At 36.1% G+C, this 12,951-nt stretch carries 11 protein-coding genes and 1 pseudogene; 1 reads left to right on the top strand and 11 read right to left on the bottom strand.

Annotation, left to right across the window (positions count from 1 at the left end):
- The first annotated feature begins 123 nt into the window (after nt 1–123).
- A pseudogene (gene pepG1 / locus JZO83_RS00165) lies at nt 124–268 on the top strand (type I toxin-antitoxin system toxin PepG1).
- Between the two features lie 267 nt (nt 269–535).
- Here pepG1 and JZO83_RS00160 read toward each other — a convergent pair.
- The 11 genes from JZO83_RS00160 to JZO83_RS00110 form a co-directional block, all read right to left on the bottom strand.
- Nucleotides 536–1,765 (bottom strand): ATP-binding protein, encoded by a 1,230-nt coding sequence (locus JZO83_RS00160; protein WP_207114697.1) that lies wholly within the window; start codon nt 1,763–1,765, stop codon nt 536–538.
- 413 nt (nt 1,766–2,178) lie between these two features.
- Entirely contained in the window at nt 2,179–3,033 is an 855-nt protein-coding gene (locus JZO83_RS00155; RefSeq protein WP_207114696.1) for a formylglycine-generating enzyme family protein, read from the bottom strand.
- A gap of 12 nt (nt 3,034–3,045) precedes the next feature.
- Nucleotides 3,046–3,822, bottom strand: a complete 777-nt coding sequence (locus JZO83_RS00150) for a sulfite exporter TauE/SafE family protein (RefSeq protein WP_207114699.1) — start codon at nt 3,820–3,822, stop codon at nt 3,046–3,048.
- The gene (locus tag JZO83_RS00145; RefSeq protein WP_207114695.1) at nt 3,822–4,934 is read right to left on the bottom strand and encodes an SPASM domain-containing protein; all 1,113 of its coding nucleotides are present in this window, start codon (nt 4,932–4,934) and stop codon (nt 3,822–3,824) included. The genes JZO83_RS00150 and JZO83_RS00145 overlap by 1 nt, the downstream gene beginning before the upstream one ends.
- A gap of 9 nt (nt 4,935–4,943) precedes the next feature.
- Complete coding sequence (locus JZO83_RS00140) at nt 4,944–5,255, bottom strand: hypothetical protein (RefSeq protein ID WP_207114694.1); 312 nt, start codon at nt 5,253–5,255, stop codon at nt 4,944–4,946.
- 67 nt (nt 5,256–5,322) lie between these two features.
- Nucleotides 5,323–6,816 (bottom strand): sulfatase-like hydrolase/transferase, encoded by a 1,494-nt coding sequence (locus tag JZO83_RS00135; RefSeq protein WP_207114693.1) that lies wholly within the window; start codon nt 6,814–6,816, stop codon nt 5,323–5,325.
- An 11-nt stretch (nt 6,817–6,827) separates the two neighbouring features.
- Entirely contained in the window at nt 6,828–8,756 is a 1,929-nt protein-coding gene (locus JZO83_RS00130; protein WP_207114692.1) for a beta-glucoside-specific PTS transporter subunit IIABC, read from the bottom strand.
- Nucleotides 8,757–8,863: 107 nt separating this feature from the next.
- The gene (locus tag JZO83_RS00125) at nt 8,864–9,679 is read right to left on the bottom strand and encodes a PRD domain-containing protein (protein ID WP_206858704.1); all 816 of its coding nucleotides are present in this window, start codon (nt 9,677–9,679) and stop codon (nt 8,864–8,866) included.
- Between the two features lie 563 nt (nt 9,680–10,242).
- Nucleotides 10,243–11,316, bottom strand: a complete 1,074-nt coding sequence (locus tag JZO83_RS00120; RefSeq protein ID WP_207114691.1) for an ABC transporter substrate-binding protein — start codon at nt 11,314–11,316, stop codon at nt 10,243–10,245.
- Nucleotides 11,313–12,143, bottom strand: a complete 831-nt coding sequence (locus tag JZO83_RS00115; RefSeq protein WP_206858717.1) for an ABC transporter permease — start codon at nt 12,141–12,143, stop codon at nt 11,313–11,315. Before JZO83_RS00115 ends, JZO83_RS00120 begins: the two co-directional genes overlap by 4 nt.
- Complete coding sequence (locus JZO83_RS00110; RefSeq protein ID WP_206858719.1) at nt 12,140–12,946, bottom strand: ABC transporter permease; 807 nt, start codon at nt 12,944–12,946, stop codon at nt 12,140–12,142. The genes JZO83_RS00115 and JZO83_RS00110 overlap by 4 nt, the downstream gene beginning before the upstream one ends.
- Nucleotides 12,947–12,951: the final 5 nt, after the last annotated feature.

The following is a 12,951-nucleotide window of genomic DNA, read 5'->3' as shown; positions in this document are numbered from 1 at the left end:
TCCTTATTGACAAAGAGCCGTTATTATCCAAAGTTCAAGGACTCTAACTAGGGCGATATGCTATACTTTTTTAGACAGTAAAGTGAAATGACGGTGGCGACTTCGAAAAAGGTGGTGGTGCTTATGGAGATAAGTACTGAAATCTATGAAAGGAGAAGCCTATTTGTCCGCATATGAAACAGTCCAAACAATTTTAGCTTTCGGTATGTTTACCATCGCTTTAGTTGGCTTGGTTGTTACAATGCTGAAAAATGACAAAGAGAAGTAACCGTCACTTTAGCGAGCCGAGGGTTACTTCTCTTTGAGTTAACTATTACACTTGCCACTAGCTTTTAGCGGTGCTGTCAAAAGGGAGCTGTTGACGCAGTTCCTTTTTTCGTTTTTATTATAACACAGCTTCGGCTTCTTCTTAAATTCTGATTGATATTTTAGGAATAATTTATAGGAATAAATAATTTGCAAAACAAAAGCAACTATTGTCCCTATTAATATCTTATTGATACAAAGATTGTCTTTCTTGCTACTGATTTAGATCTCAGTAGTTATCATCCAATAACCACTGTATCAAATTTACATGCGCAATTCCATCGACATCACTTGTAAATGGATCGAGTGTTAAAACCATTTTGTCATAATTATCGGCAATCTCCTTCAAGGGGCGAAACTCTCGCTCACGTGTTTCAGGGGAAGCTAATAAATAACTAACTTGAATATATTTACGGTCGATTTTTGTTTCCGTTTTGCGTTCAGCAATGAAGTCTATTTCGTATTGATTCGTTTTTCCAACTGACACCTCATAGCCTCGTGCCATCAATTCCAACAATACGATATTCTCTAGCACAAGCTCAAGATCTTCTTCATTTCTACCGATAATCGCTTGTCTTAATCCATGGTCTACAACATAATATTTTTCTTGAGAAGCCAAAAATTTTTTACCTTGAACGTCATATCTTTTTAATGGAATGATTGCGTAAGCATCAGTAGCAAATCCTAAATAATTGAGAATTGTCGTTGGCGATACTTTAAGACCCACATTTTTCAAATATTTTGTTATCGAGTTTGCTGAAAAAGTTCTTCCAACATTTCCTAAAACAAAATTCAATAATCTTCTTAATAATTCAGGATCTCTGATATTTTCTCTTTCGATAATATCCTTCAAAATAATTGAATTATAAACATCACTTAAATAATTTAATCGATCCCGATATTGTATATTTTGAAATACTGGAAAGGGCATACCACCTTCAACTAAATAAGATTGAAATAAATCATTTTCACTCCTATTATCTCCAATACTACGCCTTCCTTCAACATATTCTAAAAATTTAAAAGGATAAATTTCAAATTGAACGTATCGCCCACTAATCAGAGTAGACAATTCACCAGATAACAGTTTTGCATTGGAACCTGTAATATAAATATCTACTCTACTTTTATAAGTTGCACGCAAAGAATTTATCACTTTTTCAAAATGATTAACTTCTTGAATCTCATCTAAAAAAATGTATGTTTTCAAATTAGTTTGAGCTATTTTTTTTTCTATATAGTCATTTAGTGCATGGTATTCTAAATATGGTTCAAAGATTAATTCTTCAAAATTAATAATAATAAATTGCTCTTCTTTTACCCCTTTTGCCTTTAAATAGTTTTGAATCAACTCTAGCATAATGGATTTGCCTGAACGTCGAACTCCTGTCATCACTTTGATCGGTTCAGTGTCAACAAACGGTATAATTAATTCTAAATAATTTTTTCTAACAATCATAATCTCACCTCTTTGTTTCCATTATAATGGAAACAAGATGCATTTAACAGGTAATTATCCATTATAATGGAAACTATGATCCTGATTTATAGCAAGAAATGAGTGGACTACTTTCTAACTCTCGTTTGGAAAAATTAATTGCTTTCTTTTGAAAAACATGAGTATTAAAATTTTTACTTCCTCTTCTATAATATCTCTCTTTAGTTATTACTAGTTAGGCTTGCTTGTATTTCATCCAGAGAGTAAAACTCTAACTTATATTGAATTTTTTGATTAGTGATTTTACTCTAATTCTACATGCTAAAATCAAATAAACTAAGTTACATAAATATCTTAAATAGTTGCAAAAATCTAAAAGAATCATTGTAGATTATTAAGTTTGTTTCTTGAATTTGATTACTTCTGCCATCGTCTTATTTTACACAACGGAATCCTAAGTTATTTGCAGCAGACATACCTGAATTCCCATTACGTGCTGCAATCCGATATCTTTTACAGTAAGAATAATGACAGAGGAAAGAACCTCCTCGTGTTGCGTAAAAGTTATCATCTACTTGTTGATATGCTTGCCAAATTTCTTCACTCGTTGTTGTTTGAAATTTTTTCAAATCAACTCGTGCTGGATTGCTACACCATTCCCAGACATTTCCAATCGCTTGATACATCCCTAGTCCATTTGGCTCGTACCATTTGGCTGGTGCTGTATTCGTGAAACCATCGTCTTTTGTATTCGTGTGTGGAAAATCCCCTTGCCAAATATTTGCTCGATGTTTACCAGCTAAGATAAATTCTTCATCGCCCCATGGATACCGCTCATTATTTGTCCCGCCTTTAGCTGCAATCTCCCATTCTATTTCACTTGGTAAACGTTTGCCCGCCCATTTACAATAAGCAATCGCATCGTTACGAGAGACTTGTACAACAGGATGATCCATACGCATTTCAATCGTTGAATCTGGACCTTCTGGATGACGCCAATCAGCACCAGCTACAGCGTACCACGATACCATATTGGAAACTAATTGACTTTTCATCCGTGTTTGTTCACTCAAAAAATAGTGAAAGACAAACGACCAACCAAAACGTTCAGCCTCAGTTACGTAACCTGTTCCCTCAATAAATTTAGCAAATTCAGCGTTCGTTACAGTCGTCTCATCCATCCAAAAGGTTGGAACTATAACCGATAAACGAGGTCCTTCATGGTCTGCTTCAAAACCGTCTACGTGATTTGTTCCTACGTTATAACTTCCACCAGGTATTTTTATCATTCTTGTCACTCCTTATAGTAGCTGAAAACCGTTATAACAATTAATCAACAATACACAAATAATGACTAATTGGAACACCGTTGTTACTTTTTTCTCAGATAGCACATTGCTTAACTTCGCTCCTAACATCCCACCGATAATCGCAGCAGGCACAATATATATCAATATAGTTAGATCGAAATTGCCAAAACCGGAAGACACCCCCATCGTCACTAGATTAGAGAGTTGGGAGAAGAAAATTGTACAAATCGAGTACATCGTTGCTTCTTTTATTGAAACCGAGAACATTAACATTAGTAAAGAAACATTAATTGGTCCGCCTCCAATGCCTAGAAGACTAGCAAAAAAGCCTAAGATCAGACCACAAAATAAATACCAAAAACTGTATCTTAATTGGAAGTTTTTCCAATCGTATGTTGTATAGAAAAAAGCAAATAAGAGCATAATTATCGTTAGGATAATTTGAATCATCTGAACGGCATCATCATTTGCAAAAATTCGTAAGAAGTATTCAAATGTACTATTGCCTAAAATTCCGCCTAGTACTGCACCTGTGGATACCAAAACAACAATCTTCCAATTGATTTTCCGCCCACTCATTAGTTGGCGACTTGTCGAAACAATTGACATCGTAAAAACAGCAACTGACGAATAGAACGAAATTGCCGCCACTGTGTGCGCGCCGATAAAATCAAAAATCGGCTTGATTAAGACTCCGCCACCCATGCCAGAAACAGCCCCGATCGTATTGGCGGTTACAATCACAAAAAAATAAATGATTCCAACAATCATGCGTAAACCTCCTGTAATATCCCTAAAATTTCATCTATTTTTGGAACAAATTCTTTTAATAGAGAGGCATAACCACAAAAATCACGTTCATCTACATACATTGCATCTTTCATCCTCTTACAGCCTCCGCGGCACATTTTAATAAAGGGACAGATTTGACATTTTTCAGATAAAGGATCTCTTTCGCAAAGAAATTTTTTTGAAACATTTTGCGAAAATAATTCCCGCAATGTTTGTTCTTGAATATAACCCATACGATACTCATCCAAGACATAAAAATCACAAGGATAAACACTCCCATCAGCTTCAATAACATACTGCACCTGACAATTTCCTAAAATACCACACGCTGTTATTTGTTGACGAACCAATAAATTCAAGATATCGTCAAATAGCTTGATACTTATGTAATTCCCCTGCCGAAGTTCAGCAAGCCATAATTGAAAGATTTGATGATAAAAACTTGCAAAACGCTTAGGTGTCAATGCATAGCTATTTCGTTTCAATACGTCTAAATCATCCAGACACGGAATAAATTGAACATAACTAATCTGTTGTTCTTTAAGAAAGTGAAACACTTTCTTCGCTTCTTTCGCCAACGGATCAGTTAATACGCAAAGTACATTGTAATCGATTTCGTAACGATCAAACAGCTCTTTTGTTTGAAGAACACGGTGAAACGTTCCTCGACCTCTAGGATCTACTCGATTCAAGTCATGATAGAGGGGATGTCCATCAATTGACAACCCCACTAAAAAATTATGTTGTTTAAAAAATACACACCATTTCTCATTTATCACTGTACCATTCGTCTGTATCGCATAACGGACATGCACACGTCTACCTTGTTTTTCAATCAACTCAGTTATATTTTGAAAATAGGATAACCCTGCTAAAGTTGGTTCTCCTCCTTGAAACGCCAGTGTTAACTCATCACCATCTTCTAAATCTTTGTAAATATTCGCAATCATTTGTTCAGCAACATCAGCTTTCATTTTTCCATAAGAACGTACTTCACGTAATGAACTGACATTAGCATAAAAACAATACTTGCATCGTAAATTACAAAGCGCTGAAGCTGGTTTGATCAACACGGAAATATGTTTCAAGGTATATCCCTACTTTCTTCTAAATTTTCTCCATTTGTCGCAATTCTTCTTTATACCAATCAAATGGTTTTTCTTCGAACAATCCAATGTACCATTCCCTTGGTAATATAAATCGATACAAATAACCCCATAGAGTTTACTCATTTCCCCAGTTGTAGAATCTTCTTTTATTTCCCCAATTTCTGCTAATTTGCTACTTGCCACGATTTGGTTATGCCAAGCTTGAATCATATTTGTGAAATCATCAGAACCTCTTTGTTTAAGCATCTCTTGGTTCAAAACCGAAGCATGTAGGCCTGAATGAACTTCATTAAATGTCATCCAGTATTTCACTTTTTGGAAATTCACCCATGTTTCTCGATACTTCGGTTGTTTATTTGAATCATTATTACCGTTTGTCACGTTTCATAGGTACATAATCTGTTGTCTCCATATAAAACTGTGTAACTCGATTTTTCATTTTTTGAACTAACTCTTGGTATTCATCTAAAACCGCTAAATTATTGATTTCCATTGGGTCTTCGGCAGTATTATACAATTCATCTGTTTCATACAGACGCATTGTGTATTTAAAATCTCCCATTTTACACATGACTGCTTTTGTATGCTCTGGACCTTCACTGTATTGTGTTGATAATCGTGGCCAGTAAGGAGATTCTGGTCCATGACCTAACTCCATCGCCTGTCTCTCACCGTGAATACGTCCTCCTTCACAGAAGACCGCATCTTTGTGTTCTTCGTCACCAGCTACTACATGTAATAGTGACTTACCAAACTGCGTATACGATAAGTCGATCTCTGCCATTTCAGCAATCGTAGATGGTAAATCCAGCAATTCAACTTGTGCTTTAGAAATACGTGGTTCTACTACTAATCCTTTTGCAGGCTTAATCAATAAAGGTACATTCGAAATCGGATCTTCAAAACAGTTTTGAACTTTTTCCGTAATCGTATAATCTCCTGTATAATCACCATGATCACTATAGATGATCAAGTTCGTATCGTCATATAAACCCGACTTTTTCAATTTTTCTTTAATCAACCCTACTTGATGATCAAAACGAGAAACCATCGCTAAATAAGTTCCTCTCAATTCATCAAAACGCTCCTCTGACCAGCCGTTTAATTCTTGTCGTTCATTAATACTGTATAGCATCGAAGCCTTGTTTGGAACCTCTTGAATATTTGGACGACGCGGAGGCAGCTTACTTCGATCAATATTTGAATACCACGGGTCTTCACAGGCATATGGCGGATGTGGAAATGAAATAGTACAGTAAACGAAGAATGGTTTATCTGAAGATTCTTTACTACGACGTTCGATATACTCCAATGCTTTTTCTACACAGTTCCAATCTGTTTTTCCATAGCCTTCTCCATCTGGTAATTTCCCCATATAAAAAGAGTAATAAGTATCTCCTGATAACATTTTATCGTATAACTTTTTACTCTCTTCATTCATCTCAGCAGAGTGATTCATCTGATTATTTTCAGCATCACGCATATTCTCGTTCGTAATGCCATCATAATATTCATCACAATATTCTGTTTTTGTGCGGTCGGCAGGCACCACATCATTGCGACCAATCCAGATAACTTCGTAACCATTATTCTTCATTTCCTTCAAAATATTGGGTTCATCTTCACGTTGTAAATAATGCATCGTACGATGTCCACTCACATGTGGATATAAGCCTGTTAAAAAACTATTTCTAGAAGGTACGCATACTGGATTTTGACAGTATGCGTTCTCAAAAGAAACTCCTTCTGAAACTAGATCATCTAAATTAGGTGTAATGGATGTTGGGTTCCCCATATGTGCCAACGAATCATTACGCATTTGATCGGCTACAAACAAAAAGATATTTTTCTTGCCACTCATTTAAACTCCTCCTAGGCGATAACTGTAAATAAATTATTTGAAATATTTACATTCTTTTCTTCTGAACTTACAACTTCTAAATAATGTTTTGAATTCGCAATAATTACTGGTGTCTGCAATGAATACCCCGCAGCTGCAATCGCATCAATATCAAATATTAATAGCAATTGACCTTTTCTCACTGTATCACCTTGTTTTACAGCTGGATCAAAGTATTTTCCTTGTAGATTCACTGTATCCATACCAATATGAATCAATAGCTCAATTCCTTCATCGGTTGTTAGACCAAGAGCGTGATATGTTGGAAACAACGTTGTCACCTTACCATCTGCTGGTGCGTAGACTTTCCCTTCAGTTGGCAAAATTGCTACCCCTTGACCAAGTAAACCTGTCGAAAACGCAGTATCAGATACTTTACTTAGAGGTATCACTTCACCTTTGATTGGTGTATCCAGTTCATATAAAACTGTTTGACCTAAAGCTGCATTGACAGGAATACTCTCTTTTTCAGTAACTTCATCTGTTTCTTCATCCAATTTGGGATTATAAGAATAGAAGTAAGTAATTAAGAATCCTACGACAAATGCAACTCCACAAGCAATTGCAAATCCAATGAAACTATTATCGAAACCAACTTCAGGGTTGATAAATCTTGGCAAGGCAAAAATCCCTGTTCCTCCATTAATGTACACTCGTGTGTTAAAAATCCCCATAATTGCGCCGGCAATGGCAACTGCCAGCGAAGTAGTATAGAAAACTTTTTTTCTAGCCAATGTTACACCATATAATGCGGGTTCAGTAATTCCGAATACTGCGGACAAAGCTGCAGGAAAAGCGATTTCTTTTAGTCTTTTGTTCTTTGTTTTGAAGAAAACTGCAAATGTCACACCTGCCATTGCCAAAGGTGTTGCAAGGCCAGCCATCATAACTACGTCATATCCTAGCGTTGCATAGTTATTCATTGCAATTGGAACAAATCCCCAATGCAAACCAAACATAATAAAGACTTGCCAAAAGCCGCCAATCACAATTCCTGCGATGATTGGACTGAAATCATTTGCTGCTGATAACATTTGTCCAAGAAACAACCCCACCCAAGTTGTAATAGGCCCAACAACTAAAAATATTAAAGGGACTGTAATAATCAATGTTAGAAATGAAACAAAGAAACTACGCACCATACGAGGAATAACTCTTGTTAAAAAATCCTCAAATTTAGCAGCTAAATAAGTTCCTGCAATGATAGGAATAACACTTGAAGCATAGTTCATCAAAATTACTGGTAATCCTAAAAATTTGATATAGACTGGGGATTCAATGACTGTTCCTTGAAATAAAGTGAATAACGCTTCCCCTCCAGCACTATTTGCTGCAACAATTGATGGATACACTAATGCAGCACCAATAGCCATACCAATAAAGGGCTTCCCTCCAAATTTACTCGATGCTGTATAACCTAAGAACAACGGAAAGAAATAAAAGAGACCGTCACCAGTAGCATTCAAAATCAAATATGTTCCTGATGTTTTATCAATTAATTCAAAAGCTGCTAGTAAAGCTAATAATCCTTTGATCATACCGGCGGCCATCAAAACATTAATGACTGGAGTAAATACGCCGGATACAATATCAATGAATTTATTTAAAATCCCTTTCGGCTTATCTACATCATTTTCCGAAGTTGATGCATCTTTGATTCCAGCTAACTCTACAAATTCTTTATATACTTCTCCAACATGATTTCCAATGACTATTTGATACTGACCGCCACTTTGAACAACCGTTACAACCCCTGGAATCTTTTTAATCGCCTCTGTGTTTGCTTTCGATTCATCTTTTAATTTGAAACGAAAACGAGTCATACAATGTGCTAAAGCATTGATATTTTTCTTTCCTCCAATATTTTCTAATATTTGTTCATTTAATTCTTGATAATCCATCACAAACATCCTCTCCAAAAATTTGTATAAATAAAAAGCAAGACTAAACAAAGTTGTCTCACTACAACTTCGTCAAGTCTTGCCTGCATGACCAGTAACACCTTGAATTATTTCTCTATTAATTTTTGTACATGTAGCGTTAAATATAATTGTTCTTCATCAATTAATTCTTTTTTTAAATATTTGCCAATCAGCAAGGTTGTTTCATACGCTTCAGGATATTTTTCTATCACATGAACCAATAACGGGTTACTCGAATTTTCAGTTGTACGAGTTTCCAAGCGTTTAAAGAAAAATCTTAGATGTGTCACAAACCGATCGAATGATAAACTCGTTTCATCAACATCCACGTGGTTATGCATCCTAATAATAGTTAAAATATCTCGAATCTTGTGGGTTAATGATTGAATGTTTTCAACTCGCTCGTCACTATTTAATTGTGCATTGATAAAGTGCATTGCAATGTTACTTGCTTCATAATCATCGAGTGTTGTTTTAAATTTTTGATTAATCAATTGAACCGCATATTCCCCCACCAAAAATTCATTTGGGTAAAACTTACGAATTTCCCAAAACAATTGATTATTCAAATGTAACCCTTCTTTTTGTAGTCTCACACTGTTATAAAGGTGATCCGTTAATGAAATATAAATAGAATCGCTTAACTCATATGTGATTTTTTGTTTTCCATATTGGATAATATCGTCTGCTAACTTCGCATATTCGACCGGCATATCCTGTAACAAATTCATCAAACGTTCTGTTGATTGTTTCTGCAACACAAAAACCCGCTCAATTTTCTTTTCATCTGCTTCTTGTCCAGGTTTTATCTTAAAGCCAATGCCTGTACCGATCCAGATATAATCTTTTGCCCCTTCACCTACCAACACCGAATTATTGTTTAGTATCTTTTTAACCTTCAAACAAGATTCCACCTCCTAAAAAAGGCCATACCTTAACACACACGTAATTATATACGCGCATACTAAGGTATAGCCTGCTTTACCAGTAACTACCCATTCAATTGACTAAATGGTATAATAAAATCTACATAAAAGCAAGCGTTTTCTAAATTTTATTTAGGAAGAAAGATGTTTTTTTATCCTTGGTTATCTCCGCAAACGAAGGTTTGCTCTTCAATTATCACCGGTCTCTTCCCCCTTGAATGCCAATCTTCATTGGCGCTACTGCTTCATCCATTAGTATTTCTAGGTGGAGTACACTTGTTATAATACACCACATCAGTAAATCGAGATATACTCATTCCTTCTCTTTTCGTGATCTATACAAGACACAGAAATAGCTAATAAATAAAGATTTTTAAGTATTAAACAGTGAGAGAAATATTGGAGGAAAAAGATGAAAGAACAAAAAAACGGCTATAAAGCCGTTTTTGAGAGAAAATCGTGAAACTGATGATGACAAAGGTAAATGAAGACACCCTGAAATTATTGATGCTGTCTGATTACCATTGATTGGATTACTGCTATTTCCGATACATCTTGAACTCCAAGAATAAATCATTATAGATCCCTAGATATTCCGACCCGAGATTTTCATAAACTTCAAGATGAGAAATCGTTTCATCGGATGGATAGAATTGTTCATCTTCTGAGATTTCTTTTGGTAATAATGCTTTGGCTGCTTTGTTTGGTGTGGAGTAGCCGATATATTCTGCGTTTTGCGCAGCATTCTCCGGATCAAGCATGAAGTTGATGAAATCATACGCACCTTCTTGGTTTTTCGCTGTTTTCGGCATGACGATATTATCAAACCAAAGATTCGATCCTTCTGTTGGGATCACATAATGTAAATGTTCGTTTTCATACATCATGTCAGCTGCTTCACCTGAGAATGTCACAGCAACTGATGCTTCTTCGTTGATCATGTACATTTTGATTTCATCTGCAACGATTGCTTTGACGTTTGGTGTCATTTTGTTCAACTTTTGAGCCGCTTCATTCAGTTCAGTCATATTTTTACTGTTCAAAGAATATCCTAAACTATTTAAAGACAAGCCCATCACTTCTCTCGCTCCGTCGATCAACATCAAACTATCTTTTAATTCTGGTTTCCATAAATCGTCCCAGTGCTTGATTTCTTCTTCGTTGAAAACTTTGTCGTTATACACGATCCCCAGTGTTCCCCAGAAGTAAGGAATCGAATATTTATTGTCCGGATCGAAATCTAGATTCAAAAAGCGATCATCGATGTTTTCCAATCCTTTGATTTTACTGTGATCCAAAGGCATGACTAGTTTTTCTTCGATCATTTTTTGGATCATATATTCACTCGGAATAGCAATATCATAATTAGTCCCACCTTGTTGGATCTTGGTAAACATCGCTTCATTCGAGTCAAACGTTTCATAATTCACTTTATAGCCGGATCCTTGTTCAAATTTCGTGATCAAACTAGGATCGATGTAATCGCCCCAATTATAAATCGTCACGATTTTAGCCCCACTCATTCCACTTGCTCGTTCTAATTGCCGAACACTCACAAGCAATACGCCAATGATCAAGATAATACCGATAAGCAAAGATTGTAATTTTTTCATCGTAAACGAGCCACCTCCTCACGGTTGCGGCGATTTTTTTTCAATCGTTTTGGTCGGTTTTCTTTACTGATAAAGTAATAACCGATCACCAATACCATTGAGAACAAGAAGACCAGTGCGCTCAACGCATTGATTTCTAAACTGATACCTTGCCGTGCTCTTGAATAGATCTCAACAGATAAGGTAGTAAAGCCATTACCTGTCACAAAGAAAGTGACCGCAAAGTCATCCAGAGAATATGTGAATGCCATAAAGTAGCCGGCGATGATTCCTGGAGATAAAAATGGTAAGATAATATTTTTTACTACTTGGAAATTGTTTGCACCTAAATCTCTCGCAGCATCTACCATCGAGTCGTTCATTTCTTGTAACTTCGGCAAGACCATCAAAACAACGATTGGGATACTAAAGGCGATATGTGAAAGCAACACACTTTGAAATCCTAAGCCAAAGCCTAATAGCGTAAAGAAAATCAGGAAGCTTGCACCGATGATCACATCAGGCGAAACGAGCAAAATGTTGTTCATACTCAATAATGCAGTTCGTGCCTGACGTTTTTTTGTGTAATAGATCCCCATCGCGCCAAACGTTCCGATGATCGTTGCGATCAATGCGGATAAGAATGCCAACATAAACGTATTCAATACGATAATGATCAGTCGTGTATCTTCGAATACTGCTTGATAGTTTTCCCAAGTAAAGCCGGTAAAACTATTCATTGTTCCGCCTTCATTGAAGGAGTAGAATATCAAGTAAAAAATCGGCAAGTACAACAACAGAAAAACAACCGCTAAATAAAGGTATGACCATTTGAATTTTTTTCTCATGAGCGGCCTCCTTTTTTCTTCTCACCTGTCAGTAACATCACGACGAACATGGCAATGATCAAAATCACACCGATCGTTGAACCCATGCCCCAATTTTGTGTGACTAAGAAATGCTGCTCGATAGCTGTTCCTAGTGTGATCACTCGGTTTCCGCCAATCAAACGAGTCAACATGAATAAGGACAGTGAAGGAATAAATACTGCTTGTACCCCACTTTTCACCCCGTTCAGTGATAACGGAAAAATCACACGGCGAAACGTTTCGAAATTACTGGCTCCTAGATCTTTACTGGCACTTACTAACGAAGGATTCATTTCTTCTAACGCGTTGAAGATCGGCATGATCATAAATGGAATCTCGATATATGTTGCCACAAACAAGAAGCTAAAATCAGTAAATAAAATCTGTTGCGGCCCGATACCGATGAACTCAAAAAAGTGATTGACACTGCCATGGATACTAAAAATCCCAATAAAAGCATATGCCTTCAACAGTAAGTTGACCCAAGTCGGTAAAATGATCAACATCAACCAAAGCTGTTTATGTTTTAATTTTGTTAAAAAATAAGCAGTCGGATAGCTGATCAACAATGTGAATAATGTAATCAAGAACGCATACCAGACCGAATTGATCGTCATGGCGATATAAGTCCCTGAAGTAAAGTAAGCGGCATAGTTGCTTAATGTAAACTGACCACTCATATCAAAAAAAGATTGATAGATGATCATCAAAACAGGCGCAATCACGAATAATCCAAGCCATAAAACATAAGGGATGGAATAGATCCTACGCATTGTTCTCATATTCT

The sequence above is a fragment of the Enterococcus sp. DIV1298c genome, from assembly GCF_017316315.1.
Classification (GTDB): Bacteria; Bacillota; Bacilli; order Lactobacillales; family Enterococcaceae; genus Enterococcus_B; species Enterococcus_B mangumiae.
This window is presented reverse-complemented; position numbering and strand designations above follow the sequence as displayed.